This window comes from Clostridium kluyveri DSM 555 (assembly GCF_000016505.1).
GTDB classification, from domain to species: Bacteria; Bacillota; Clostridia; order Clostridiales; family Clostridiaceae; genus Clostridium_B; species Clostridium_B kluyveri.
In genome coordinates, this window is sequence record NC_009706.1 from 1524548 (window position 1) to 1551250 (window position 26703).

Here is a 26703-nt window from a genome sequence, read left to right on the forward strand (position 1 = left end):
ATTTAAATTATAACATACTGGAGGTAAAATATGTGAAAAGCAGAATGAATTTAAGATTTCTTGTTATTACAGCAGTTTTTATTGCTATTGCAATTGTTTTAAGACCCTTTGCTATAACTGTGGCTGCAGGAGGTATATTAACCATGAGAATAAGCTTTGATGCCATATGTTACACAGCACCGGGACTTATTTTTGGTCCGCTATATGGGGGAATTGCAGGGGGATTGATAGATGTATTTGGATATATGATGAAACCTATGGGTGGATATATTCCTCTGTTTACCATAACTAATATAATAGCAGGTATTTTACCTGCTGTGCTGTGGAGGATCATAAGAAATAAAAGCAATTACAAAATTAGAAATTATTACAGTATATTTTTTATATTGCTGTTTCTAATAGGTTTTATAAATTTTATTATAATAAAATTTATGTCTAATACTACTTTAAACAGGCTATTTATGTTTTTAGGCAAAAAATCTCAATACTTTAGCTATGGATTTATGCTGATAGGTATCATAGGTATTTTAATTTTGCTTATAAATCTATTTATTAATAAAAATTCAGCCAAGTTCTATAGTTTTATAAACAATTACTATTTTAAGATGGTAATTGTTTTAGGCATTTCGGGAATTTTTATATGTACTATAAATACCTATATTCTACTTATATTCACTCCAGCTCTTATAGCTAAAGGATTTATGCTCTTATGGATACCTAGAATAGTTGAAACTTTACTTATGACTGCAATTAATTCTTATATAGTATGCATAATTCTATATTCCTATAATTTATTTTATAGTAGAGTAGTTAAAAAGGCTTAAAAAGAATTTAGTTTATCCGATAAATATAAATACAATATGTAAAGTGAAATTTTAATATACATTATAAATATTATGTATATTAAAATTAATGTAAATTAGTATATAAAAAGAGTGTATATGATTGACAAAAACTTAAGTTCAGTATTATAATTACATTACTTTTACTTTAACGGACTCTGGGAATATTAGCTAATTGTAGCGTTTGTATAAAAAGGTAAATATTAATTACGGATTATTAAAAATATGCTAACTAGAGAGACTAGAGGCTGTATTTTATTATGTATAATAAGATACAGCCTCTTTAATATTAACTATATCTAAAAGCTTAACAAGATAAAGTATTTTTAAATTAAGTAACTAATGGATATATTAGTATATTTGAGTTGTTATTCATTTTGAAAAAGTTAAAATAATTTTATTGTGAGGTGAAATGTTATGAAATTTTTTGAAAAAGCTAAAACGGGAACAAAATTAATCTCAGAGCTTACTAATGTCATGAAATTTTTTAAAAAATCCAAGGTGAGAACAAAATTGATTTTACAATTTACTTTGGTTGCATTGTTTATAGCAATAGTTGGTATTATATCGATATTATCTTTAAAAGCTGTGACAAATAATTCAGAGGATATGTATAATGTTGGAATACAAAGTGTTTTTGTATCAGATAACATAAAGCAAAATCTGATACAAATTGAGAAAGACCTGTTAGAGTTAGTTTACGTAAGGGATGCTTCCCAAAAAACATATTTAAAAAATGACATTAAGACTATGAGTTCTAAAAATGAAAAGAATATTGCAACTCTTGAAAAACTTAAAATGAGTGCAAATGAAAAACAGATGTGGTTAGATTTCACTAAACAGCATCATCAGTATATTCTAATAAGGGAGAACATTATACAGTTTGTAGACAGTAATAATCTTGATGAGGCAGTAATACAATATGAAGTTATGGAAGAAGTAAATAATAACATTTTGAAGACTTTAGATAAATGTATTAATAGTAGTATCAATAAAACAAATAATATAAATATAAAAAGTAATTCTATATACATAAAAAATAATATAACAATAGGTATATTAATGATAGCCTGTATATTGGCGGCAATAGCTCTTGGAATGTTTTCCTCTAGGAATATAAATAATTCTTTATCTAAAATAGAATCCTTTGCAGAAAGGCTTTCAAAATTCAATCTTTCCTTACCTATGAATGGTATAAAAGGAAATGATGAGTTTGTTAAAACTGGAAAAGCCCTTAATATTGCCCAACAAAATATAAAAAATTTGATAAAATCACTTATAGAAAATGTACAAAAAGTTAATGTATCAAATGAAGAACTTTCTAGAGCAGTGAAAGAATTATCGTTAAATTCACAGAATATAAATAATGCAGTAAAAGATATAACATTAGGTATAGAGGAAACTACTTCTTCTTCAATGCAGATAACCGCATCTATGGAGGAAGTTGATTCAAGTGTGAGTGAACTGGCGGGAAAAGCTACTGAAGGAAGTGGCAATGCCAATAAATCCAAAGAAAGAGCTTCTGAAGTTCAAATAAAGGGTGAAAGTGCTATATTAGAAGTTAAGAACTTATATGATGAAAAGAAAGATAGAATGGTACAAGCTATTAAGGAAGGTAAGGTAGTAAGTAATATAAAAGTAATGGCAGATACCATTGCAGATATAGCAGGACAGACTAATCTTCTGGCACTTAATGCAGCTATAGAAGCTGCCCGGGCAGGAGAACAGGGAAGGGGTTTTGCAGTAGTAGCAGAAGAGGTAAGAAATTTGGCAGAACAGTCAGGTAGTGCAGTAACAAGTATAAAAGATACTATAGTGAAAGTTCAGAAGGCATTCAAAAATCTTTCTGATAATAGTGATGAAATATTAAAATTTATAAATGAAAATGTAAATCCTAGAATGGAACAGTTTGGTGAAATGGGAAGTCAATATTATAGTGATGCCAATTTTGTGAGTAAAATGTCTGAGGAAATAGCAGCTATGTCTGAGGAACTTAATGCTACTATAAATCAAGTTAGTGAAACGGTAAATAATATGGCTGAATCTGCACAGAAGTCTTCTGAAAATACTAAATTAATAGAAGAAAGTATTCGTAAAAATACAGAATCCATAAGACAAATAGATTTAACTACAAAGGGGCAGGAGAAACTTGCACAGGATCTTAATGAAATAATACAGAAGTTTCAAATATAATTTTTATTTGAAGAAGGTTCAAATGCAGAAAGGTATTTCTCATAAGTAAATTTCACTTGAACCTTAGAAATCACTTGATTGAATGTTTAACTATATTATTATATAATTCTATTAGGCTCATATAGTTAAAATATGAGCCTAATAAGCATAGAAAAAGAGGTAATATTATGGAAATTACTAATCTTAGTTCACAAGATATAATATTTTCATTGGATATAGGAACAAGATCTGTAATAGGCACTGTAGGGATATTAAAGGATAAAAAATTCCGTGTAGTAGCAGAAAGGTGCATAGAGCATGAAGAAAGGGCAATGGTTGATGGCCAAATACATGATGTGGCTCTTGTGGCAAATGTGGTAAATACCATAAAAAGTGAACTTGAAAAAGATTTAAATATGAAAATAAAAGATGTGGCTATTGCCGCTGCAGGAAGATTTCTTAGAACTATAGTAGTAAAGGAAGAAATAGAAGTAGATTATACAGGAGAGATAGATAGGAATATTATAAGAAGTTTGGAACTAACTGCGGTAAAGTCTGCCGAAAAAAAAATAAATGAAAGTGTTAAGGGAAGATTGTACTGCGTAGGGTATAGTGTAAAGAACTATTATTTAAATGGATATGTTATAAGTAATCTGTTAAGTCATAAAGGGAATAATGTATCCGCAGAGGTTATAGCAACCTTTCTTCCAAGGTCTGTAATAGATAGTTTATATTCTGTTATGGAAAAGGTGGGTCTTAACGTTGTAAATTTAACTTTGGAACCTATTGCCGCAATGGAAGCTGCTGTTCCACAAAATTTAAGGTTGTTGAATCTAGCTCTAATTGATATAGGAGCAGGAACTTCAGATATAGCATTAAGTAATAGGGATAGCATAAGTGCCTATGGCATGGTACCAGAGGCGGGAGATGAAATAACTGAAGTTATAGCTCAAAATTATTTAGTGGATTTTAATACTGCAGAAAGTATAAAGAGGCAGTGTGACAAGCATAAGAATATAACTTATACAGATGTGTTAGGTATAGAAAATGAAATATCATCAGAAGATGTAGTAAAACTTATAACTCCTACTGTGAAAAAAATAACAGATAAAATTGGAAGTAAAATAATAGAATTGAACGGAGGCAAACCCCCTAATGCTATTTTTTTGGTGGGAGGTGGAGCACATACTCCTAAATTAAAAGAGTTTTTAGCTAAGGGGCTAAATATACCGCTTAAGAGAATTGCAATAAAAGGAAGAGAAGCTGTGGTGGATTGTGTTTGCACAGATAATTCCTTAGGGAGCACGGGAGTTACGGTTTTAGGCATAGCTTTAATTTGCATAAAAAGGTTAGGACATGGTTTTATTGATATAATGTTAAATGGAAAGGTGGTAAGTCTTTTTGATTCCCATAGGCATACAGTTATGGATGCAATGCTGCATGCTGGTATAAGTCCTGATGTATTGATAGCAAAAAATGGGAATAACATAAGATTTACCCTAAATGGAATAAAAAGAGTTGCTTTCGGAACGTTGGCTTCTAGTGCGGAGATAACTGTAAATGGATTTTCCAAAAGTATAGATGAGGAAGTGAAGGAAGGGGATAATATAGAAATAAAATATGCCCTTAATGGAGAAGCAGCTTCACCTAAAATTAAGGATTATATAAAAAAAATATATTCTACAAGTTTTTTTATAAATGATATAATAGAAAATTTAGAGCCTATTGCCTACATAAATAAGAATAAGGTAAGTTTAGACAGTAATATAAATGAAGGAGATAACGTAGTAATAATTTTTCCGGAAACTTTGAGAGATTATGAAAAATATGTTTCTCTTCATAATCAAGATAGTGAAAAATTTATGTACTATTTAAATGGAAAGGAATTGGATAAGAATTATATAATAAATGAAGGAGATAGAATTTACAGAGTACTAAAAAATCAGGAAGAAAAAGGGCAAATTACAGGTAATATAGGGGAAAATTTAATGGAGGATAAAGTACATAAGATTACAAAAGAAGATAAGGAGAATTTTCAGGAAATAAATAAAATCAAAGAAGATAATAAAAAAGAAATAACTGTTACTGTAAATGGTAAGAATATAGTACTTAAAAAGAAAAAAGAGTATATATTTGTAGATATATTTAATTATGTGGAATTTGATTTAAGCAGGACAAGAGGAAAACTATATTTACATTTAAATGGGAACAATGCAGGATATTATGATAAGCTGTCTCAGGGAGATATAATAGAGCTTGGATGGGAATAGAGTTTTATAAATAATTGGAGGTAGGAATATGGCTAGAGATTTTTTTAATATGGCACAGTCTATAAAGAAAGAATTAATTGATATAAGAAGAGATCTTCATAGGCATCCTGAACTAGGGTATGAAGAGGAAAGAACTTCTTTTAAAATAAAAGAATTCTTAAAAAAAATAGGTATAGAATATATGGAAACTGCTGGTACAGGGGTTTGTGGAATAATAAGGGGAAAAGGAAATAAAACTATAGGTATAAGGGCTGATATAGATGCACTTCCTCTGGAAGATCATAAAAACTGCAGCTATTCTTCTAAAGTAAAAGGAAAGATGCATGCCTGCGGTCATGATGCACATACCACTATACTTTTAGGAACAGCTAAAGTTTTAAATAGCGTAAAGGACGAATTGAAAGGAACAGTAAAGTTGTTTTTTGAACCTGCGGAGGAAACCACTGGAGGAGCTAAGCTGATGGTAAAGGAAGGGGCACTTGAAAATCCCAGAGTAGATAGGGTGATAGGACTTCATGTGGATGAAAATATAGAAGTAGGAAATATAGGTGTAAAATTGGGGGTGGTAAATGCAGCTTCTAATCCATTTACCATAAAAATTAAAGGAGTGGGAGCCCATGGTGCAAGACCCCACATGGGAGTCGATCCCATAGTTATAAGCAGCCATGTAATATTAGCACTTCAACAAATTGTAAGCAGAGAACTTCCTCCAACTGATGCGGCAGTTATTACAGTAGGATCCATACATGGAGGAACTGCTCAAAATATAATACCAGAAGAAGTTGTAATAGCTGGTACCATGAGGACTATGAGAACTGAACATAGGGAATATGTTAAAGAAAGACTCAGGGAGATAACCTTTGGTGTTGTAAACTCTATGAGAGGAAAGTATGAAATAGATATAGAAGAGAGCTATCCTTGTCTGTATAATGATGATGATGTAATTAAAGATATTTTAAAGGCAGCTTATAAGGAAATAGGAGAAGAACATGTAAAAATGCTGGAAAGTCCAAGTATGGGTGTGGAGAGTTTCGCTTATTTTTCTATGGAAAGGCCTTCTGCATTTTATTATTTAGGTTGTAGAAATGAAAGTAAAAATATAATATATCCAGCTCATGGAAGCCTATTTGATATAGATGAAGATTGCCTTCCTATTGGAGTTTCCATACAGTGCAGGGCAGCTTATGATTTTTTGAAATAAGTGGTATTGTTAATATGGTCAAATAGTATATTGGATAAATTATGCCTAAAGTTTTCATTGCAGATATGATTAAACTTTAGGTATATTTTTAAAAAAATCTATCTGAAGGTATTCTTACATTACATATGAATTTTGATATAATAAATTTTATATATTGCTTTATGCAATAATAGTATTATATAATTAAATATTGTTGGTATAAAGTTTCAAAATAAAAAATATTTAAGATACCAGGAGAGATAAAATGAAAGTAGAAATAGGAAGTAATGAATCAGGTCAGCGATTGGATAAATTTTTAAGAAAATGGCTTCGGGATGTACCTATAAGCGGCATATATAAGGCTATAAGAAAAGGCGATATTAAAGTAAATGGAAAAAAGACTAAAGAGAAGTATTTTCTTATGGATAAGGATATAGTAGAAGCTCAATATATAATTTCCAAGGGGAAAAGTTTTGAGTTTAATAAGGTAAACAGTAATTTTTTGAAGATAACCTATGAAGATGAAAATATGATTCTGGTGGAAAAGTGGCCGGGAGTGTTAGTGCATTCAGATAAAAAGACTGATGATGTGACTTTAACAGATTATGTATTATCTTATTTATATGACAAGGGAGATTTTAAACCGGAAACAGAAGTTACATTTACTCCTTCTCCCTGTAATAGGCTGGATAGAAATACTTCAGGTATAGTAATATATGGAAAAAACTATGAGTCGTTGAAATTGTTAAATGAAATAATAAGAGAGAGAAATATAAGAAAATATTACCAGGCGTTGGTGAAGGGAAGAATAAATGAAGGTATTTATGAAGGATATATATTAAAAGATAGAAAAAATAATATTTCAAATGTATATGATTCACCTAAAAAGAATACTAAAAAGATATCTATGGATGTAAAAGTTCTTCATACCTGCGGTACTTATTCTTTAGCGGAATTAGAGCTAATTACAGGTAGAAGTCATCAGTTGAGGACCCATTTAGCACATTTAGGAAATCCCATAATAGGAGATACTAAATACGGCATATCTAAAATAAATAGTTTTTTTTATAACAAGTATGGTTTAACCTATCAGTATTTATACGCCTATAAGGTAATTTTTAAGGATTGTAATGGAAAGTTAAGTTATATGAATAACAAAACTATATCAGAAAAGCTTCCACCTATATTTAAAAAGATAAAAAATGATATATTTAATAAATTTTAAATATTTATTGTTTTGCAAGTTTTTTGACAGGGAGTTTTAAATTATGAAAGAACAATCAACAACTAAAGGTTTTGCCATACTTTCTATGGCAGGAATGTTAGTAAAGGTATTATCTGTGTTATACATTCCTATATTGATGAAAATAATTGGAGAAGAGGGTTATGGATTATATGGCGCATCCTATCAGATATATGCATTTATCTTTGTACTTGCCAATTCAGGCATACCTGTAGCCATATCAAAACTTATATCTGAACTTGCTGCAGTTGGAAATTATAGAGATGCAGCTAAAGCATTTAAGATAGCACGATTTATTCTAGTAATCCTAGGTATAGTAATGGCCATGTTTCTTATGGTTTTTGCATTGCCTTTAGCTAAAGCAACCCATTACAAAGGAGTGTATTTATCCCTTATAAATCTTGCTCCAGCCATATTATTTACCTCTATTGCTTCAGCTTACAGGGGGTATTTTCAGGGACGGGGAAATATGACTCCTACTGCAGTATCTCAGGTAATAGAACAAATATTAAATACAATATTTACTCTTGTATTTGCTGCATATTTAATGAGATATGGAGTGGAAGCAGGCTGTGCTGGAGGAACCATGGGAACATCCCTAGGAGCTTTAGCTTCTGCCAGTTTTTTAATTATGTGTTATGGAAAAAATAATAAATTTAAAGCCCCAGAGGGTGCGCTGCAGGTTGACAATGTGAGACTCACTACCCGGGAACTTGTGAGGAAAATTATAATATATGGACTACCCATAACCTTGTGTGTGGGCATGACCTATGCTGGAAATATAGTAGATTTATGGAATACAAAAATAAGGCTTATGACTGGAGGAATAGATGAAACCAGGGCAACTATACTCTATGGTTATCTTACAAAATATCAACAGCTTTTAAATGTTCCAATCTCTATAATATCTTCACTGTCCATGGCAATACTTCCTGCTATATCTGCAGCAGTGGCTATTAAAAATGGAAAGAAGATAAAAGATAATATAAATTATTCTTTGAGACTTTGTTTTTTAATTGCAATGCCCTGTGCAGTGGGACTTTCCGTTTTAAGTGGACCTGTATTTTCCATGCTTAAGTTTGGAAAAGGTTCTTATATTATGACCTGGGGTGCCATTGTACTTGTACTTATGTCTATTATGCAAATACAGACTACCATACTGCAGAGTATAGGAAAACTTTTTACTGCTACTTTTTATTCCATATTAGGTATAGCAATAAAAATATGTGTAAATTATTATCTGATTTCAATACCTGAAATAAACATATTGGGAGCAGTAGCAGGAAGCATTTTAGGATTTATTATACCTATAACTTTAAATCATAGAATTATTAAGAAATCCTTAGGAGTGAAGGTGAGTCTCATAAGTCATGCAGTTAGACCTGCACTGGCTTCTGCAGTGATGGGGGCCGTAGTGTTTTTTGTGTATTCCTCCATAAATTATATATCCCTGTTTATAAAATTTCAATATATATCAAATGCTCTGTCAACTATAATATCCATACTAGTTGGAATGGCAACATACGCTATTGCATTAGTTTTGGTGGGAGGTATAGACAGCAGAGATATACAGTCAATGCCGGTTAGAGTAACTAAGTTGATGCCTAAATTTATATTGAGAAAAGCATTCTTAAAGAGAAAACTTCTATGAATGACCATAGAAGTTTTCCTTTATAATTTCATGCATATTTAAAATAAGAATAGTAAAATAGGTTATAATCAAACTTATACCGCATCCATATATGTTTATCCATGGTATGCCTGTAAGTATGTATATTAATATAAGCTCTATAACAGAAGAAATAAGGGAGTTTCTAAGTATTATATTTTGCTTTCCAATGCCATTTAAAATACCGAAAGTGGAAATGGAGACAAATACCACAGGAGCAGATAGTGCGGCAAATTTTATGTAGGAGTCAAGATCATATCTTTTATAAAATAATTCTCCCAAATATCCAGACAGGGTAATACATAGTATCATAGTGGCAATACCCAGAAAAAGAGATATCTTTATTATCTGAGACACTCTGCGCTCTATGGCCCAATAATCCCTGTTACTCATTTTTTCAGATAAATCCGGAATCAGCACTATGGACATGGAATTTATAATGGTAATAGGCAGAAATATTATATTAAGAGCCATACCGTCAAACTTACCTATCATGCTTAAGGCTAGATTATATTCTATACCTGAAGCTACAAGTCTTCTTGGCACTATTAAAGTGGAAATTGCAGAAAGTGCTGTAGTTAAAAATCCATTTAGACAGAGAGGGAAGGATATAACAAGTACATTAAATAAAAGTTGTAGTTTATCTTCATAATAAGAAGAATTAAATTTTAGTCCTTTCTTTTTAATTCTATACATTATGTATAAGATAGAAAAACTTATAAATTCTCCAATGGCTAAGGTCACATAGGCTGCAGTTACAGTACTCCTTATATCCTTTAAGGAAAATAAAGATATTATAATTACTATTAAGGCAATTCTTAAAAATTTTTCAGATATATCTATAATAGCTGGTATTTTTACCTTTGATATTCCGTAAAAATAACCTTTAAGTATGGAAGAAAGGGCTATAAAAAATATACCGGGACACATAACTTGAATGGCGTGTATAGCTCTTGGATCCTTTATTATTTTTATTCCTATGTAAGGGGCATTTATAAATATTATACATACTATAAATGTAGCTAATACGGAATTAAAGGTAAGAGATACATCTATAGAGTTATTTAAATTGTTAAAATCGTCTTTGCTAAAATATACAGCGGCTACTTTGGATAAGGCTGTTACCATACCTCCCGATAGCAGACATACAAATAAGTCGTATACAGGCATTATAAGCCCATAAAGGCCCATGCCCTCTGCACCTAGTTTTCTAGATAATATTATAGAAAATATAAATGCAAATACAGAGGTGATTGAATTTGCAAAAATTAAAATAAGTGAACTTTTTAAAAATCGGTCTCTTTTCATAAAAACTCCTGTTTTTAAATTATAGTATTTTTAGATATAATTATTTAATATTAATAATTATGATGATAACATGCAGTATATTCTTCTTAAATTAATAATTAAGAGGGGAGAATGATTTTTAAATACTTACTCATATGTGTGAATTTTTCTAATATATATTTAGTGATATGTATATTTTAAGGAGAGTACTATATATGAAAAAGTTACTAAAATTTTTATCTATAATTGCAGTTGTAATTCTGTCAGGTAGTATGCTTAAATATTATTTCTATAAAACTCATTCAAAAATTAAAATTGAAATAAAAGATGTTACTTTAAGCTGTAACTTAAAATATAGAGGATTAAAAGGTGCAGTTGACTTTGTGAAGGATGAAAAAGATAATTATTACATAGCCTATAAGAATAGGATACAAATTATAAAAAATCATGGAGAAAGTTATAATATATTGAAGGATTCAAGTTTAAATATTTGCAGTCTGGATTATTATAAGGGGAATTTATACTATTCCTCTGGGGATAAAGTATATGGATATTCTATAGAAAAGGATAAGAATTTCATACTTGTAAGTGGCATGCCAAATTATGGAGATTATAAGGATAGTTTGGTAAGAATAAGAAATGGGTATATGTACATATCCATAGGAGCTGCAACCAATTCCGCAGTAGTAGGAGAAGATAATGTATGGGTAAAGAATAACCTTTATGCTCATGACGTTACTCCAGCAGATATAACCTTAAAAGGTATAAATTTTGGAAAAGAAAAGAGGGGAGCTTTTCAAAGCTATAATACCCAAAGTGTACAGGGGCAGATAGTTCCAAAACATTTTCCAGGGAATGCTTCTATTATAAGATATAACTTAACTCAGGGCAGCAGTGAAACTTTTGCATGGGGAATAAGAAATGTAAATGGAATGGATTTTACAAGTGAAGGTAAATTTATATGTACTCTAGGGGGAATGGAAAATAGAGGAAGCAGACCCGTTATAGGAGACACGGATTATATATATGAGATCAAAAAAGGGGTATGGTATGGGTGGCCAGATTACAGCGGGGGAGATCCTATTACTTCGCCTAAATTCAAGAGTGTCAAAAATTCTCCTCTGCAATTTATACTGGCCATTCATCCAAGTACCAATCCTCCGGCACCTTTATATCAGCATAAAACTGTAGGAACTATAGGTACACTTGCCGTAGACAGAGAAGGAGTTTTGTCCCTAAAGAATTGTATATTTTTTTGGGATAAGTCAGATAGTATAGTATACAGTTTTAGGGGAATGGGATCGCCTATGGAGGAAATTAAGTTTAACGATAAAACTAATATTTCAAGTATGAGAATATTTAACAAAGAATTATTGGCACTTGACGAAAATAAGGGTTATTTATATAGTATAAACAAAGGCAAAATTGATGAACACATAAAATCGGACAGGAATATTTACCCATATATAATCTTTGTATCAGTACTATGTGTTATATTAATTTTAAAAATTCAAATTCAGTAATGAGGAGATTATTTTTTAAATGAAGCATGAAATTGAGAGAACCTATGGAAATGCTGTAAAGAGAATATTTTTTGCAGTAAATCCCATTAAGAAAAAACTTATGAAAACCAATTGTACCGTTCATAAATTCATAATGATACAATCTATTGCAATATTACAAAATGATGGATACCAAGAGGAATATAATTTTTTTAGGAAATATATAAAAGCTTTAAATGCAGGAGTAACCTGGGCGGATCAGGACTTTAAGAGTTCCAATCATTTTTATCATGTAAACAGAGAAAAAGGATTATATGGATTTTCAGATGCACTGACAGAATGTAGAAAATATTATAGTCAGTCCCTACAGCTTTTTAATATTGGTCAAATAGAAAAAGCTTTATTTTATTTCGGTGCATCCTGCCACCTTGTTCAGGATGTCACAGTTCCACATCATGTGAATAATAGGCTTTTAAACAGTCATAGAAAGTTTGAACTCTGGATAATAAGCAGACTTATGACAGATTATTCTTTTATAGCAGAAGATGGAGTTATAATATATGAAAAGCTAGAAGATTTTATAAAAAATAATGCTATAATGGCAAATAGTATTTATATAAAAAATAGCAATATAGAGTCTATAAATGAAAAGTATGGTAAAATAGCTTCAGTTATTTTAAAAGAAGCTCAGAGGACTACCGCAGGCTTTATGATTAAATACTATGAAAAAGTAAAAAACTTTAAAATTCTCCCATAAAAGGGAGGATTTTTTATATTTTTCAAGAACATATATAGTGAGGCGGTGCTTCCCCTATATTGATAAAGGATAGTGATATAAATGAGTAAAACTATATTCATAAATATGGAGAACCAAATATTCAGAGGAAATTTATTAGATGTGGGGCTTCATAATGAAGGTATAATATATAATATATACAAGGAATTCAATGATAATATAAATGTAGAATATATAAATGGAAAGGAAGAAGAGGAGAACATAAAAGAGGATTATTATGATAACTGTATATTGTTATTTTCATTTAATAAACTATGGCTTAATTTTAAAAAGAAAAATTTTATAAAAGATATCTGTAAGTATTTAAAGGAAGATGGTTTGCTTTATATATGGGATGTAGATAAAGGCTATAATAAGATTTTTAATGGACATGTAAAAATTTTAATTCCAGGAGGAAAAATAAAAAAAATAAAAATAAGAGATTTTAATATTTTGAAAAATAATTCTAAGGAAAATACAGTAAAATTATTAGATAAATATTTTAAAATTCTAGATTTAAAAAATTCAGATGGGCTTTATTATATAAAAGCACAGAGGAAAAATCCGGTTTAGCATGGATGGAGAAAGGAAATGAACATATGAAGATACTGTTAACAGCGCTTAATTCAAAATTTATTCACAGTAATTTGGCAGTAAGATATTTAAAAGCCTATACTAGAGAACTCCCTTATAATTGTGTTATAAGAGAATTTACTATAAATGACAGGAGAGAAAAGATATTAGAGGAAATTATAGATGAGAAGCCTGACATAGTGGCTTTTTCCTGTTATATATGGAATATAGAATATATTAAATCATTAGCTTTACTTATTAAACTTGTAAATCCCTCCATTAAAATATTGTATGGGGGACCTGAAGTATCCTATGACAGCTGTAATATTTTAAAGAATATGACAGGAGAATATATAATAATGGGAGAAGGGGAAAATACCTACTATGAATTTGTAGAGTTTCAGATAAAGTATTTCAACAAAGGGAAAGAAAATATTGATTCTCAATTTTTTTTGGATTTAAAAGAAATAAAAGGACTTTGCTTTAAATGGCAAGGCAAAATGTTTTTAAATGAAGAGAGAGAATTAATGGATATGAATAAGATAGCATTCCCCTATGAAGAGCAGGATAATTTAAAAAATAAAATTGTATATTATGAAGCCAGCAGAGGATGTCCTTTTTCATGTAAATACTGTCTTTCTTCCACTATCCATAAAGTTAGATTTTTAGATATAGAAAGGGTAAAGAGAGAAATTAAATTTTTAATAGATAAAAATATAGCTCTTATAAAATTTGTAGACAGAACCTTTAACTGTAATCCTAAATTCACCTTAGAACTTTGGAAATTTATAATAGAGTGTGATACGCAAACTACTTTCCATTTTGAAATTTCTGCAGATATTCTTACGGGAGAAGAAATAGCGCTATTGAAAGAATCCCCAAAGGGAAGAATTCAATTTGAAATTGGAGTTCAAACTACCAATGAAAATGTGTTAAATAATATAAACAGATATGTTAAATTTAAAGATATAAAAGATAAAGTAAAAAAAATTAAAGCAAATAATAATATAAAACAGCATTTAGATTTGATAGCAGGACTTCCAGGTGAAGATTTTAAATCTTTTAAAAAATCCTTTAATAAGGTGTATTCCCTGCAGCCAGAAGAGATCCAAATGGGATTTTTAAAGTTATTAAAAGGCTCCCCTATGAGAGAGGAGGCTAAAAAGTGGAAAATGGTGTATTCTCCCTATGCCCCTTATGAAATTCTAAGAACCAATCATATAACCTATGATGAAATTACAGTTTTGAAAAAAATAGAACATATGGTAGATAAATATTATAATTCCGGAAAGTTTGCAAATATAATAAAGTATTTTATTTTCAAATTTAAACAGCCCTTTGATTTTTATTATAGTCTTGCGATGTTTTTCCATGATAAAGGATATTTTAATAGGAGTATATCCTCTGTAGATTACTATAAAGTATTTTTAGAATTTCAGGAAGAATATTTTAATGAAAGCAGTATGGAACTTAAGGAGATAATAAAATATGATTATTTAAAATTCAATAAGAAAAAATGGCTTCCTGATTTTTTAGTAAGGGAAAAGAGTAAAGGAGAAGAAGATTACATAAAAGAAAAAATTCAAAAAGAAAATATAAAATTATCTAAAAAGTATCATATAGAAAAATTTTTTATAGATGTAGAAAAATTATTAAAATCATCTGTATTGGAAAAAAAAGAGGGATATGTAATATTTGATATCATGGAAAATAAAGAAATATATTTATTTCATAATATCTGAGGTGTTTTTGTTTACATTAATAATAAATTAGAGTATACTGGTGTATATACATTTGTTGTGGAGGAGAAAAGATGAATAACAATGTAAGAAAACTTACTTATGCAGGACTTTTAACTGCTTTAGCTATTATAATTCCTACTACTTTTGGGTTCTTAAAGATACAAGCAGGACCTTTTACTGCTACACTAGCTTCTCATGTACCTATGTTTTTATCCATGTTTTTAGGTCCTTTTGCAGCAGTAATGGTAGGCATAGGCTCTGTCCTTGGATTTTTGATAACCTCACCAGCTGTAATAGCTGCAAGAGCTTGTAGTCATATATTTGTTGGACTAGCAGGTGCCTATATGCTGAAAAGAGGAATTTCTTTTAGAAATGTAGTATTATTTACTTCACCTATACATGCTGTACTTGAAGCCATAGCTGTAATACCTTTTGGATTTACTATGTATAAAGTTCTTGTAGTTATAGGAGCGGGTACGTTTATTCATCATATGGTAGATGGAATCATCGCTGCTGTTATTGTAGGAATACTTGCTAGAAGCTTAAGTTTGAATTTAAAGGAAATATAATATAGTGTAGATGTAATTAAAGAACAGTATGTTTTTATGCTGTTCTTTTACTTTTGTAGGTGATGTATTTTATTCTTTGAAATTATTTTTTTGGTACTCTAAAATTAACTTGTCCAATTTTTTGCTGCATTTAACAACTATATCGTCGGTAAGATCTCTTGTTTTCATTAATATGTATAAAGTCTGTTTTAGTTGATTTATTTCTATGTCCAAATTTTTTAAATAAGTTTTCATTATTACATTACTCCTCCAGGAAAAAACTATACTACTTCTATATATTTTAACAGATAATAGATAAATAAACACATCTTTTATTAGTCATTAATATACAATATAATACAAAAATCAACAATGAATGTTTACATAAAGGATGTAAAGCTTTTATTAAACTTTAATAATTTTTTAAATAGGGGAATGTCTAAAAAAGGTTGACAATATAAAATAATTTATTCAAAATAAAGTTAAATCAATAACTGAAACTAATAAGAGGTGAAAACATGTCAGTAACAATAGAAGATATAATAAAAGATTTAGAACTAGAGGTTATAAATAAAGGGAAAAATGTAAATGAAATAAATGTAAGTGATATAAATAGACCGGGACTTCAATTTAGTGGATTTTATAATTATTATGCCAATGAAAGAGTTCAGATAGTAGGAAAAGCTGAATGGAGTTTTTTAGATGCCATGCAGCCAGATCTTAGAAAAAAAAGATTGGAAAAATATTTTGAATTTGATAATCCGGGAACTATAGTTACCAGAGGGCTAATACCCCACAAGGAATTTTTAGAAAGTGCTATTAAAAATAAAAGATGGATACTTAGAACCAATAATATATCCACAAGATTTATAAATAGACTTATGAATTATTTAGATGTTAAGCTGGCTCCTGAAACAAGGCTTCATGGTGTTTTAATGGATGTGTACGGTATAGGTATACTTATAACAGGAGAAAGCGGTATAGGAAAGAGTGAAACTGCTTTGGAACTTATAAAGAGAGGACATAGACTAGTAGCTGATGATGCAGTGGATGTAAAACAAATAGATGGAGTACTAAATGGAACTTCTCCATACATCACCTCGGGAATGATAGAGGTGAGAGGTATGGGTATAATTGATATTTCTGCCCTTTATGGGTTAAGTTCTGTACTTAAAACAAAGAATATTGGTCTTGTTATATGTCTGGAACAATGGAAAAAAGATGAAAATTATGATAGGTTGGGTATAGACAAGGAGTATATGGATATACTGAATGTACCTGTAAGGAAATTGAAAATTCCTATAAGGCCAGGAAGGAATTTAGCGGTTATAATAGAGGCTGCGGCTGCAAATTACAGGTATAGTCTTGTGTCTGATGTAACTCCGGTGGATGTAATAAGTGAGAGAATACAAGAACTTAGAAAAGAAGATGGTGGAGATGAATAAATTTTATATAAGAAAAATTATGAAGGAAAAAAGAGATAATTTGTGTAATTGGCAAAAAGAAAAATTGGACAGCATAATATTTGAAAAAGTTATAAAAAGTGAAGAATATAATAAAGCAAAAAGTGTATTTATATTTGTAAGTTATAAAAGTGAGGCAGATACCCATAATATAATAAAGGCAGCTTTAAAAGATGGAAAGTTGGTTTGTGTTCCTAAAGTAATGTATAAAAGTGGATATATGGAAGCTGTTGGAATATATGATTTTAATGAATTAAAAGAAGGAGCCTATAAAATATTAGAACCCCAAAATACAAATTTGAAAGTGGAAGAAACATCTATTGATATTTGTTATGTACCTGGGCTGGCTTTTGATAAAAGTGGCGGCAGAGTGGGTTATGGGGGAGGATATTATGATAGATTTTTAAAAAAACTTAGAAATGATTCAAAAAAAATTGGACTTGCATATAGTTTTCAGATTTTAGATAAGGTTCCTATGGGAAAATATGATGTATGCATGGACGGAGTTATTTCTAATTGAGGTACTAGTAATATGTAATTATAATGGTATCATTTACTTATAAATTGTTGTAAAATTATAAGAAGTTGTAACATTCTCTATGTAGAAAAATCTACGACTGCTAAGGATGTCAAGCATTTCATGAATAAGGGTTATATTTATAAAAAACAGATTGAGAACGACAAACGATATTGGTACTGAAATAAGTGATAATCAACTTACATGAAGAAAAAAGAGATAACTTCTAATAATTTCAAGGAGGTAGTTAACATGGAACGCAGCAACAGTCAGACGAGGATTACTTTGGTAATTGTAATGATTACTTCTTTTATTACTCCATTTATAAGCAACGCCATTAACCTTGCCATTCCCTCTATCGGTATTGAGTTCGGTGGCAACCAAAATTTGCTGAACTGGGTGGTTTGTGGTTTTTTACTTTCATCTGCCGCTTTTTTGCTGCCCTTTGGACGCTTGGCAGACCAGTTTGGAAGAAAAAAAATATTCTTAATTGGCATGATATTTCTGGCAGCCTCATCTCTAGCCTGTGCTTTAGCGACGTCTCTGGTCGCCTTGGTATATTTTAGAATTTTGCAAGGAATTGCTAGCGCAATGATATTCAGCAATTCGATGGCTATTTTAACATCAGTAGTACCGCCTGAATCTAGAGGTAAAGCATTGGGATTAAACGCCGCGGCAACATACATCGGATTATCGTGCGGTCCTGTATTGGGAGGTTTGATCACAAGTGTATTTACATGGCGTGGTGTATTTTATTTCAATCTGCTGATTGCTTTGATTATTATTGTTATGACCGTATGGAAATTGAAGGGGGAATGGATAGGGATTGCCACTAAATTTGATATATGGGGAATTATTTTGTGTATAGCAGCTCAGGTCTTATTATTGTTTGGGTTAACTGCTCTAACGAACGGCTTACTTTATCAAGTTAGTTTTGCTGTAGGGATTTTATTATTGATCGTATTTTTCCTATACGAGAAAAACCATTCTAATCCACTCATTCCCATTGAAAGTATTATCAAAAACAGACCCTTTGTTTTTTCTAATTTAGCAACGTTAATTAACTATAGTGCAACATTCGCTTTGAGCTTTATGTTATCATTATATCTGCAAACCGCGCTGAAAATTGATACGGCTACTTCAGGACTTATTTTATTGGTTCAGCCGATCATTATGGCTGTGCTTTCTCCGGTTACGGGTACATTATCAGATAAGATAAAACCTGCGGTTCTTGCTTCATTGGGAATGGGGATCTCTGCATTGGGTCTATTCTTCTTCATTTTTCTAAGTACTCAGACCCCAATTGTAATGATAATTCTTAATTTGGCGTTTATAGGACTTGGTTTTGCTCTGTTTTCCTCACCCAATACCAATGCCATAATGAGTTCGGTTGATCGGACATTATACGGTGTCGCATCTTCAATTATGGGTAACATGCGGCTACTTGGCCAGTCTATCAGTATAGCTATTATTTCACTCATTACTTCAATCTTAATGAGAAATCTGTCAATCGGCTCAGCAGGATATGTCGATCAGCTCATGCTCAGTTTAAGAACGGCGTTTATAATATTTGTCGTACTCTGTGTTCTTGGCGTGTTAGCCTCGCTAGCAAGAGGCGAGGTTAACAGAGAAGCAGAAGAAAATTGAGATAGAGTTGAGTTTCTCTTAAGCTTCTCACACATTGTGTAGGTAATTAAGATAATATATGTATTGAATCTTTCCATGCAATTATTAAACGTGAATAGATAAGTAGTCTTAGAATTAAAAAGGTCAACATTCCTAAAGTAATTCTTTACAACCTAAAGTAAGTTTAATTTTTCCAAATTCACACTCCAAATAGTATGATTTAACAATAATCATACTATTTTTGCTATTACTAAAAATCTTTATATAAAAAACCCTGGTGACTCCAGGGCTTTTATTAAAATATATTAAATTGAGTGAGATGTAAAGTATTTTTGTGATATTAAGCATTATATCCAGTTATCCTATACTTATACATAAAGTGTAAACATGAAAGTTAGAGATTATTGTTAATGGATATGAAGAAAGTATAAGGTAATATTATATCTAAGTTGTTTAAAGTTATTTAGTATATTCTCCTTATGAAAGTAGATAATAATTTTATTAAAAAGGAAGCATACCAGAGAATAAAAATAAAGGAGATATACTAACATGAAGAAACATGTACCAATAAATAAAGGTAAAAAAATTAAGAAACGATATAATTGGTATAAATTACTTATAGTAGGTTTTGTAACTTATATCATTGGATTAGCAGTTTTGATATTTACACATAATCCCAATATATTTCCAGCTATAGTTATACTGGGAAATTTTCTTATACCAGTGACTTATGTGGCATTTTTTTATGAAAGACGCTATTTTAGCAGGGTAAGGATGATAGACATTTTAGCAAGTTTTTTTTATGGAGGATTTTTAGGAACTTTTTCAGCAGGAATAATAGAACCCATTTTTATAAATAGTCTTGATTTAAAATCTGTACTCATAGTTGGTATCATTGAGGAATTTACAAAAATTATTGGTGTTCTGATTTTAATAAGACATAGATGTAATAGTTTGAGGATAGATGGAATTATTCTGGGTGCTGCTGCTGGCATGGGCTTTGCGGCTTTAGAAAGTTCAGGATATGTTTTTACAACTTTTTTAAGAGCGGGAGGTAGTTTGTCTTTGGTTGTATATACCACTTTGCTAAGAGGAATATTATCTCCACTAGGCCATGGCACATGGACAGCAATATTAGGGGGCACCATTGTAAGTCAATGTTCCCGTGGAAATACTAAAATAAATGTAAGGGTAATTGAAGCATATATAACTGTAGTTATACTCCATGCACTTTGGGATGGTATCCCATATATAATGTCAATATTTACATCATCTAATATTGCTTTTTTAACAGGAGATGTTATTGTAGGTATGGTAAGTGTTCTGATACTTTATATCATGTGGCGGAAGGGGAAAAAGCAATTATATTATATGAATGATTTAACTTCATAATTTCTACATAAAAAATTAATATAATTATTATATTAATTTTTTATTTGAGGAGGGTGTTAATGTGATATCTCCAAAGAAAATTCTTGTGGTAGATGATGAACAAAAAATAGTAGATGTTATAAGGGCATATTTGGAGAAGGCGGGATATGAAGTTCATTCAGCGTATAACGGTACTGAGGCAGTGAAATTATTTGAAAAGATTAGCCCTGCATTAATTGTATTAGATTTAATGCTTCCGGACATATCTGGTGAAGATATATGCAAAATGTTAAGAAAAAAATCCAGAGTTCCAATAATTATGTTAACTGCTAAAGTGGATGAAAAAACTGTATTGGAAGGCTTTAATATTGGAGCTGATGATTATGTAACTAAGCCTTTTAGCCCTAAACAGCTGGTGGCTAGGGTTATGGCACATTTAAGAAGAACTGAAGAGGAGGCAATACCACTTTCAAATATTTTATCATTTAATAATGGAGACTTAGTATTAAATGTCATCAAACATGAGGTAAGGAAAAATGGAATAACTGTGAATTTAACCTCTAGTGAGTATAATATATTAATGACACTAGTAAAATATCCTCAAAAGACTTTTACTAGAGAAGAGTTAGTAAATTTAGCTCTTGAGGAAGATTTCAATGGATTTGACAGAATTATAGATGCTCATGTTAAAAATTTAAGACAAAAAATTGAAGATAATTCTAGAGAACCTAAATACATTTTAACCGTATATAAAGTTGGTTATAGATTTGGCGGTGAATAGCATGCAGAGAAGCCTAAAAAGAAAGTTGTCTTTTTCATATATTCTTGTAGCGCTGATTTGTGTAGTTTTAATTAGTATACTAGCCAACTTTTTCTTGGAGAAACAATTTAAAAATTATGTCATACAAACCCATGAACATACCAGCCAGAATATAATAAATTCTCTAGTTCAGCAATACAGTAGTTATGGATGGAACAAAGATGTAATAGAGACTACTGGTATAAATGCACTTGAGAATGGAATTATACTTACTGTAAAAGATTTATCAGGGAAAACAATTTGGAATGCAACTTCATACAATAATGGTATGTGTCAAGCAATGCTTGATCATATGTCAAAAAATATGATGAAGCTTTATCCAAATTGGAAAGGCAGTTATAAACAAGATGAATACCCTCTTATGAAAAATTCTCAAAAAATAGGCACTGCCATAATTGGATATTATGGTCCTTTTTACTATAGTGATAGGGATCTGATGTTTTTAAGTACTTTAAACAGAATATTAATAAGTGTGGGAATTATATCATTGTGTCTTGCTTTAATATTAGGTGTAATTATATCAGGGAGTTTGAGCAGGCCAATTTTGCGTGTTATAGAATCTGCTGAAGAAATATCAAAAGGCGATTACAGTACCAGGATTAATGAAAATTCTAATATTATTGAAATAAATAATCTTACATCTACAATAAATAATCTTGCAGAAACACTGCAAAACCAGGAAAATTTAAGAAAAAGGCTTACTGCAGATGTCTCTCATGAGCTTAGAACACCTCTTACCACACTGCAAAGTCATATGGAAGCCATATTAGATGGAATATGGGAGCCCACACAAGATAGAATTAACAGCTGTCATGGAGAAATAATGAGAATAAATCGTATGGTAAATGATTTGGAAAAGCTTGCTGAGTATGAGGGAGAGAATCTTATATTAAATAAATCTGAGTTTAACATAAGTGAAGTAGTTAAAAATATTATGCTCAATTTTGAAAATGAATATGTAAGCAAGGAAATTGATTTTATTTTTAATAGTAGAGATATATTCATTTGTGCTGATAAAGATAAGATAAGCCAAATAATAATAAATTTAATTTCAAATGCTTTAAAATATACAAGGCAGGGCGGCAAAGTTCTAATTCAGGTGGATAATAAAAATGAGTATCTTGAACTAATAGTTCAAGATAATGGACAGGGAATACCAAAAGAAGATCTTCCATATATTTTTGAAAGATTTTACAGAGCTGATAAATCACGAAACAGACTTACAGGGGGAGCAGGAATAGGGCTTACAATAACTAAATCCTTAGTAGAAGCACATAAAGGTAAAATAACCGTTGAAAGTGAATTGAATAAGGGTACAACTTTTAAGGTATCCATACCTATCAAGTAATAAAAAGGTTACAATATTTCAAAATATTGTAACCTTTTTTTAGAGATGTCTTTACAGTAATTTTTTATTTCCGTAGTGAATTGCAGCAATACCCCCTGTAAGGGATAAATAACCAGTGTCAATAAAGCCAACTTGTTGGAAAGTAGATTGAAGTTCGACTTTTGACATAAAGCTATTTACTGAATCCCTAAGATAATAGTAGACAGTTTTATCTCCTGTACCTAAATATCCTATAATGGGCAGTAGATAATTGAAATATACAGCATACAGATTCTTGAAAACAGGAAGCGATGAATTTGACAGTTCCAGACAAACCAATCTTCCATCCCATTTCAAAACCCTGTAAATTTCACATAAGGCTTTTAATTTATTTTTTGCATTTCTCAAGCCAAAAGCAACAGTGACACGATCAAAACTTGAATCCTCAAAGGGAAGTTTTAGTATATCTCCTTTAATTAATTTGAATTTATAATCTTTAATAGATTGATTAAGTTTGACATTTCCCACACTGAGCATTTGTTCATTAAAGTCCAATCCAATAACTTCAGTGTTTTTACCTACAGTTTTACAAGCATGTTCTATCATTTTACCTGTTCCGCAGCATACATCTAATATTTTATGGCTTTTATTTAGATTACATAGTCTAATAGCTTTTTTTCTCCAATAGCTGTCAATATTTAATGTTAATATAGTATTAAGCCTATCATAGTTATCTGCAATAGATGAGAAAATATTATATATATTAGTATTATTATTCATAAATTATCCTTTCTTTTACATAATAGGAAGTAAAACAAATATGGTTAAGTCCCAAATGGCATGAGATATAATTACACTGGAGAGACTCTTTTGCTTTTTGTACATCCATCCCCAGTATATTCCACAGACAAGAGCAGCTATGACAAGCATCATGTTCCCTGTAATAATATGAACTCCTGCATACATAAGTGCAGTTAGAATGTACCCTTTATTTTCTCCCAATTTTTTTGATAGTGTATTTTGGATAAAGCCACGCCAGTAAATTTCTTCACATGGTCCAATTACAATATTTTTTAATGTTATTTTATCTACTCGGATAATTTTTTTATCTACAATTAATGATATAAATACTAAAAAAATAATAGATAAACTCATTTCCAGCCAGAAGTTGATAGGTTTTATTACAAACATTACATACCACAAGATAGCGGCAATGAATATTGTGATAAATAAATATTTAGTATTATTTCTTTCCAAAATTTTACCCCCTTAAATTTACAACGAAAGGTATTAACAGCGAAAGAATCAGTATAATACCAAATTGTGCCTGAAGTTGTGCTGTGTCCTTATCAAGGTATACTACATCTGAAGGTGAATCTGATACAGAGTATAGCTTTTTTAGATTTTTAGGCTGTAGGTACAGTAATTAAACAAAATAGGCTCCAAATTGGAAGTATTCTATAAATACACATTATTATTATAGAAACATATGATAAAATTACAAAACCGGAATAGATATTTTGGGCACTGTTTTTTCCAACCATTATAGATAAAGTTTTTATTCCTGCCTTTTTATCATAATGTATATCTCTTATATCGTTAGCATGTAAGATTGCGGTAGTTAACAGACCAACAGGTATGGAAATAAGAAATGCTGCCATACTTATATTTTGTGCTTGTACATAATAGGAGCCTATTAACATTAACGGACCAAATGTTAAAAATACAAGAGGAGCACCTAACCCTCTATACTTTAAAGATAAAGGTTTTCCAGTATATGAATATACAGCTAGAGTACCTATTAATCCTATGAACAAAACAAATAATCCTCTTTTATATGATAAAAATATTCCTACAAAAGCTCCTAAGATTAATAAAATAAGTCCACCTGCATATACCTTTTTTGATGTCAATAGATTTTTAAGTATAACACCACTTGAACCATAAGAATTTTTTGTATCAACCCCATTTTTAAAATCATCGTGGTCACTAAGCAAGTTAGAACTTGCTTGTAATAAAACAATAGCAATCAGCGACAAGATGAAATATCCCAATTGAAATTCTGATTCTTTTATTGCAAATATGGCTCCTAGAGTTACGGGAATTAAGGAACATATATCAATTGGCTGTGGTGCCTTGCTTTCCCAGATGGCTAATAAACAAATAAAGCCCTATGAGCTGCTTGAATATATAAAACAGCATCCAATGATAAGGCCTTTAATTGCTGATAGTGAATCCCGTGAGTACTATGCACATTTAATTCCGGAAGGTGGATATAAAAGTATACCTAAATTAGTAGGAGATGGTGTTATACTGGTAGGTGATGCTGCCCAGTTTGTAAATGGTATTCATCGGGAGGGTTCAAATCTTGGAATGACATCTGGACGTCTTGCTGCAGAAACTATAATACGTGCAAAGAAACTGGATGAATTCAGTGAACGTACACTTTCTTATTATCAAAAGCTAATTAAAGACAGTTTTATTATGAAAGATTTAAAAAAGTATGAAAATGCTTCTCATGTGCTTGAAGAAAATCCACATTTTTTTAATCATTATATACCAGCAGCTAACAAAGCAATGAGTGAAATGTTTACAGTAGATGGAGTATCCAAAAAAGATAAACAAAAACTCATTATTAAACAGATGACTAAAGGAAGTTCATTATGGGGATTAGTTAAAGATGGGTTTAAACTATTTAGGGCGGTGAAATAATGAGTGATATTAAAAATAAAGTAAATATTGATGATAAATTGTTCTTAAATATCTATAATGTTGATACTGCCTCACACCTTGCCATTAAAGACCCTAAGATATGTGAAAATTGCAGGGAGAAAATCTGTACTCACATCTGTCCGGCTCATGTTTACCAATGGAAAGATGGACATATTATTGTCAGTTATGAGGGATGTCTTGAATGTGGAGCATGTCGTATTTGCTGCAGCCATGATAATATTGATTGGAAATATCCACGTGAAGGTTTTGGTATACAGTTTCGAATGGCATAGTATATTTAATTGTAAAAGGTTTTGGTAAATTTTATTTGCTGAAACCTTTTAGTATTGCAGGTGTATCTTCATAAAAACTACATATTAATTATATATAATTAGTATTATTTCGGTGATTTAAACGAATATTCACATCTCAATTGAAACAAGAGTCACAATAATGCAAAGATTAAATCCGATAGATTAATAAATAAATCACTAATCTTTTACTGTTAATATGTTCCTCAAATAGAGGATATTATTTAATGCTCAGCAGGGTAAATAAGAATATAACGAATGGGAAGGTAATAACTATGGTAAAAATCGACGATAAGGCTCTGAATTATGTTCAGAGTAAAAATCTATGTTTTATGGTATTCATTAAAAATACATCAATAGATTGCGATTGTGGTAACATTCATAATGATGTAAAAACCGTTAAAATTAAGGCTTCATTTGAAACGGATATAGTAGACAAGGAGCTATATGATATTTATAAATATAACAATGTTAAAGTATTTGTTTTAAAAGAGTTAAAGATTGTCGGGGATATAAATATTTATCAAAAAGCAAAAATACCTTTTATGAAACCCATATTTGGAATATGAGAAATATCATAATATACAATATATACAATGTTAATAAATTAAAAACATTGTATAAAAAATATATATATTAACTAAATTCATTCGATAATTTAGTTGATATATACTTCAAACAAAGGTTTCTAAGCTTGCTTTTTAAGAACAAGAAAAGAAACCTAATAGAAAATGAAGTGATTTTTTGGAGGTA

Annotated in this window: 25 protein-coding genes; 20 read left to right on the forward strand and 5 right to left on the reverse strand. The window is 30.4% G+C overall.

From position 1 onward, the window contains the following. The first annotated feature begins 32 nt into the window (after positions 1 to 32). The 6 genes from CKL_RS07270 to CKL_RS07295 all read left to right on the forward strand — a co-directional run bounded on the left by CKL_RS07270 (position 33) and on the right by CKL_RS07295 (position 9358). Positions 33 to 824, forward strand: coding sequence for an ECF transporter S component (locus CKL_RS07270; RefSeq protein WP_012101869.1), 792 nt, complete (start codon positions 33 to 35; stop codon positions 822 to 824). 435 nt (positions 825 to 1259) lie between these two features. Then, positions 1260 to 3035 carry a methyl-accepting chemotaxis protein gene (locus CKL_RS07275; RefSeq protein WP_012101870.1) on the forward strand — a complete coding sequence of 592 codons (1776 nt, stop codon included), beginning with the start codon at positions 1260 to 1262 and terminating at the stop codon, positions 3033 to 3035. Between the two features lie 167 nt (positions 3036 to 3202). Next, entirely contained in the window at positions 3203 to 5284 is a 2082-nt protein-coding gene (locus CKL_RS07280) for a cell division protein FtsA (RefSeq protein WP_012101871.1), read from the forward strand. Positions 5285 to 5312: 28 nt separating this feature from the next. Then, a complete protein-coding gene (locus CKL_RS07285) occupies positions 5313 to 6485 on the forward strand; it encodes a M20 metallopeptidase family protein (RefSeq protein WP_012101872.1) in 1173 nt (390 codons plus the stop codon). Positions 6486 to 6729: 244 nt separating this feature from the next. After that, positions 6730 to 7689, forward strand: a complete 960-nt coding sequence (locus tag CKL_RS07290; protein ID WP_012101873.1) for an RluA family pseudouridine synthase — start codon at positions 6730 to 6732, stop codon at positions 7687 to 7689. Between the two features lie 43 nt (positions 7690 to 7732). Then, positions 7733 to 9358 (forward strand): putative polysaccharide biosynthesis protein, encoded by a 1626-nt coding sequence (locus tag CKL_RS07295; protein ID WP_012101874.1) that lies wholly within the window; start codon positions 7733 to 7735, stop codon positions 9356 to 9358. On the opposite strand, the gene spoVB is transcribed toward CKL_RS07295, so the two are convergent. Continuing rightward, positions 9353 to 10684, reverse strand: coding sequence for a stage V sporulation protein B (gene spoVB / locus CKL_RS07300; RefSeq protein WP_012101875.1), 1332 nt, complete (start codon positions 10682 to 10684; stop codon positions 9353 to 9355). The genes CKL_RS07295 and spoVB overlap by 6 nt on opposite strands. A 194-nt stretch (positions 10685 to 10878) precedes the next feature. Between spoVB and CKL_RS07305 the strand changes: the two genes are divergently transcribed. The 5 genes from CKL_RS07305 to CKL_RS07325 all read left to right on the forward strand — a co-directional run bounded on the left by CKL_RS07305 (position 10879) and on the right by CKL_RS07325 (position 15824). Beyond that, positions 10879 to 12186: a PQQ-dependent sugar dehydrogenase family protein gene (locus tag CKL_RS07305; RefSeq protein ID WP_012101876.1), complete on the forward strand. Its 1308-nt coding sequence runs from the start codon at positions 10879 to 10881 to the stop codon at positions 12184 to 12186. 19 nt (positions 12187 to 12205) lie between these two features. Then, a complete protein-coding gene (locus CKL_RS07310; protein ID WP_012101877.1) occupies positions 12206 to 12922 on the forward strand; it encodes a zinc dependent phospholipase C family protein in 717 nt (238 codons plus the stop codon). Positions 12923 to 13003: 81 nt separating this feature from the next. Next, positions 13004 to 13513 (forward strand): hypothetical protein, encoded by a 510-nt coding sequence (locus CKL_RS07315; protein ID WP_012101878.1) that lies wholly within the window; start codon positions 13004 to 13006, stop codon positions 13511 to 13513. 26 nt (positions 13514 to 13539) lie between these two features. Continuing rightward, on the forward strand, positions 13540 to 15255 hold the full coding sequence (locus CKL_RS07320; RefSeq protein WP_012101879.1) for a B12-binding domain-containing radical SAM protein: 1716 nt from the start codon (positions 13540 to 13542) through the stop codon (positions 15253 to 15255). Positions 15256 to 15326: 71 nt separating this feature from the next. After that, positions 15327 to 15824 carry an ECF transporter S component gene (locus tag CKL_RS07325; protein WP_012101880.1) on the forward strand — a complete coding sequence of 166 codons (498 nt, stop codon included), beginning with the start codon at positions 15327 to 15329 and terminating at the stop codon, positions 15822 to 15824. Positions 15825 to 15893: 69 nt separating this feature from the next. Here the strand turns inward: CKL_RS07325 and CKL_RS19745 are convergent, their stop codons facing one another. Continuing rightward, positions 15894 to 16058 (reverse strand): aspartyl-phosphate phosphatase Spo0E family protein, encoded by a 165-nt coding sequence (locus CKL_RS19745; RefSeq protein ID WP_073538511.1) that lies wholly within the window; start codon positions 16056 to 16058, stop codon positions 15894 to 15896. A 263-nt stretch (positions 16059 to 16321) separates the two neighbouring features. Here CKL_RS19745 and hprK point away from each other — a divergent pair, with 263 nt between their 5' ends. The 6 genes from hprK to CKL_RS07360 all read left to right on the forward strand — a co-directional run bounded on the left by hprK (position 16322) and on the right by CKL_RS07360 (position 22948). Beyond that, positions 16322 to 17248 carry an HPr(Ser) kinase/phosphatase gene (gene hprK / locus CKL_RS07330; protein WP_012101881.1) on the forward strand — a complete coding sequence of 309 codons (927 nt, stop codon included), beginning with the start codon at positions 16322 to 16324 and terminating at the stop codon, positions 17246 to 17248. Then, a complete protein-coding gene (locus CKL_RS07335; RefSeq protein WP_012101882.1) occupies positions 17241 to 17786 on the forward strand; it encodes a 5-formyltetrahydrofolate cyclo-ligase in 546 nt (181 codons plus the stop codon). Before hprK ends, CKL_RS07335 begins: the two co-directional genes overlap by 8 nt. Before the next feature lie 249 nt (positions 17787 to 18035). After that, the gene (locus CKL_RS07340) at positions 18036 to 19430 is read left to right on the forward strand and encodes an MFS transporter (protein WP_012101883.1); all 1395 of its coding nucleotides are present in this window, start codon (positions 18036 to 18038) and stop codon (positions 19428 to 19430) included. A gap of 528 nt (positions 19431 to 19958) precedes the next feature. Beyond that, positions 19959 to 20801, forward strand: coding sequence for a PrsW family intramembrane metalloprotease (locus CKL_RS07350; RefSeq protein ID WP_012101884.1), 843 nt, complete (start codon positions 19959 to 19961; stop codon positions 20799 to 20801). Positions 20802 to 20862: 61 nt separating this feature from the next. Beyond that, positions 20863 to 21561, forward strand: coding sequence for a response regulator transcription factor (locus tag CKL_RS07355; protein WP_012101885.1), 699 nt, complete (start codon positions 20863 to 20865; stop codon positions 21559 to 21561). Position 21562: 1 nt separating this feature from the next. Further along, a complete protein-coding gene (locus CKL_RS07360; protein WP_012101886.1) occupies positions 21563 to 22948 on the forward strand; it encodes a sensor histidine kinase in 1386 nt (461 codons plus the stop codon). Positions 22949 to 22999: 51 nt separating this feature from the next. On the opposite strand, the gene ubiE is transcribed toward CKL_RS07360, so the two are convergent. The 3 genes from ubiE to menA form a co-directional block, all read right to left on the reverse strand. Next, on the reverse strand, positions 23000 to 23707 hold the full coding sequence (gene ubiE / locus CKL_RS07365) for a bifunctional demethylmenaquinone methyltransferase/2-methoxy-6-polyprenyl-1,4-benzoquinol methylase UbiE (protein WP_012101887.1): 708 nt from the start codon (positions 23705 to 23707) through the stop codon (positions 23000 to 23002). 15 nt (positions 23708 to 23722) lie between these two features. After that, positions 23723 to 24184, reverse strand: coding sequence for a CPBP family intramembrane glutamic endopeptidase (locus CKL_RS07370; protein WP_012101888.1), 462 nt, complete (start codon positions 24182 to 24184; stop codon positions 23723 to 23725). A 149-nt stretch (positions 24185 to 24333) separates the two neighbouring features. Beyond that, complete coding sequence (gene menA, locus CKL_RS07375; RefSeq protein ID WP_012101889.1) at positions 24334 to 24981, reverse strand: 1,4-dihydroxy-2-naphthoate octaprenyltransferase; 648 nt, start codon at positions 24979 to 24981, stop codon at positions 24334 to 24336. Positions 24982 to 25009: 28 nt separating this feature from the next. Here menA and CKL_RS07380 point away from each other — a divergent pair, with 28 nt between their 5' ends. From CKL_RS07380 to CKL_RS07390, 3 genes are all read left to right on the forward strand, one after another. Next, a complete protein-coding gene (locus tag CKL_RS07380; RefSeq protein ID WP_012101890.1) occupies positions 25010 to 25639 on the forward strand; it encodes a FixC protein in 630 nt (209 codons plus the stop codon). Beyond that, positions 25639 to 25932, forward strand: coding sequence for a ferredoxin family protein (locus CKL_RS07385; RefSeq protein ID WP_012101891.1), 294 nt, complete (start codon positions 25639 to 25641; stop codon positions 25930 to 25932). Before CKL_RS07380 ends, CKL_RS07385 begins: the two co-directional genes overlap by 1 nt. Positions 25933 to 26225: 293 nt before the next feature. Continuing rightward, entirely contained in the window at positions 26226 to 26519 is a 294-nt protein-coding gene (locus CKL_RS07390; RefSeq protein WP_242649458.1) for a hypothetical protein, read from the forward strand. The last annotated feature ends 184 nt before the right edge of the window (positions 26520 to 26703 follow it).

Coding starts and splice junctions, on each gene's coding strand:
- CKL_RS07360 (WP_012101886.1), top strand. CDS start 21,563: ATGCAGAGAAGCCTAAAAAGAAAGTTGTCTTTTTCATATATTCTTGTA.
- CKL_RS07385 (WP_012101891.1), top strand. CDS start 25,639: ATGAGTGATATTAAAAATAAAGTAAATATTGATGATAAATTGTTCTTA.
- spoVB (WP_012101875.1), bottom strand. CDS start 10,684: ATGAAAAGAGACCGATTTTTAAAAAGTTCACTTATTTTAATTTTTGCA.
- CKL_RS07390 (WP_242649458.1), top strand. CDS start 26,226: ATGGTAAAAATCGACGATAAGGCTCTGAATTATGTTCAGAGTAAAAAT.
- CKL_RS07335 (WP_012101882.1), top strand. CDS start 17,241: ATGAATAAATTTTATATAAGAAAAATTATGAAGGAAAAAAGAGATAAT.
- CKL_RS07320 (WP_012101879.1), top strand. CDS start 13,540: ATGAAGATACTGTTAACAGCGCTTAATTCAAAATTTATTCACAGTAAT.
- hprK (WP_012101881.1), top strand. CDS start 16,322: ATGTCAGTAACAATAGAAGATATAATAAAAGATTTAGAACTAGAGGTT.
- CKL_RS07325 (WP_012101880.1), top strand. CDS start 15,327: ATGAATAACAATGTAAGAAAACTTACTTATGCAGGACTTTTAACTGCT.
- CKL_RS07315 (WP_012101878.1), top strand. CDS start 13,004: ATGAGTAAAACTATATTCATAAATATGGAGAACCAAATATTCAGAGGA.
- CKL_RS07305 (WP_012101876.1), top strand. CDS start 10,879: ATGAAAAAGTTACTAAAATTTTTATCTATAATTGCAGTTGTAATTCTG.
- CKL_RS07340 (WP_012101883.1), top strand. CDS start 18,036: ATGGAACGCAGCAACAGTCAGACGAGGATTACTTTGGTAATTGTAATG.
- ubiE (WP_012101887.1), bottom strand. CDS start 23,707: ATGAATAATAATACTAATATATATAATATTTTCTCATCTATTGCAGAT.
- CKL_RS07290 (WP_012101873.1), top strand. CDS start 6,730: ATGAAAGTAGAAATAGGAAGTAATGAATCAGGTCAGCGATTGGATAAA.
- CKL_RS07350 (WP_012101884.1), top strand. CDS start 19,959: ATGAAGAAACATGTACCAATAAATAAAGGTAAAAAAATTAAGAAACGA.
- CKL_RS07310 (WP_012101877.1), top strand. CDS start 12,206: ATGAAGCATGAAATTGAGAGAACCTATGGAAATGCTGTAAAGAGAATA.
- CKL_RS07275 (WP_012101870.1), top strand. CDS start 1,260: ATGAAATTTTTTGAAAAAGCTAAAACGGGAACAAAATTAATCTCAGAG.
- CKL_RS07295 (WP_012101874.1), top strand. CDS start 7,733: ATGAAAGAACAATCAACAACTAAAGGTTTTGCCATACTTTCTATGGCA.
- CKL_RS07380 (WP_012101890.1), top strand. CDS start 25,010: ATGGCTCCTAGAGTTACGGGAATTAAGGAACATATATCAATTGGCTGT.
- CKL_RS19745 (WP_073538511.1), bottom strand. CDS start 16,058: ATGAAAACTTATTTAAAAAATTTGGACATAGAAATAAATCAACTAAAA.
- CKL_RS07280 (WP_012101871.1), top strand. CDS start 3,203: ATGGAAATTACTAATCTTAGTTCACAAGATATAATATTTTCATTGGAT.
- CKL_RS07285 (WP_012101872.1), top strand. CDS start 5,313: ATGGCTAGAGATTTTTTTAATATGGCACAGTCTATAAAGAAAGAATTA.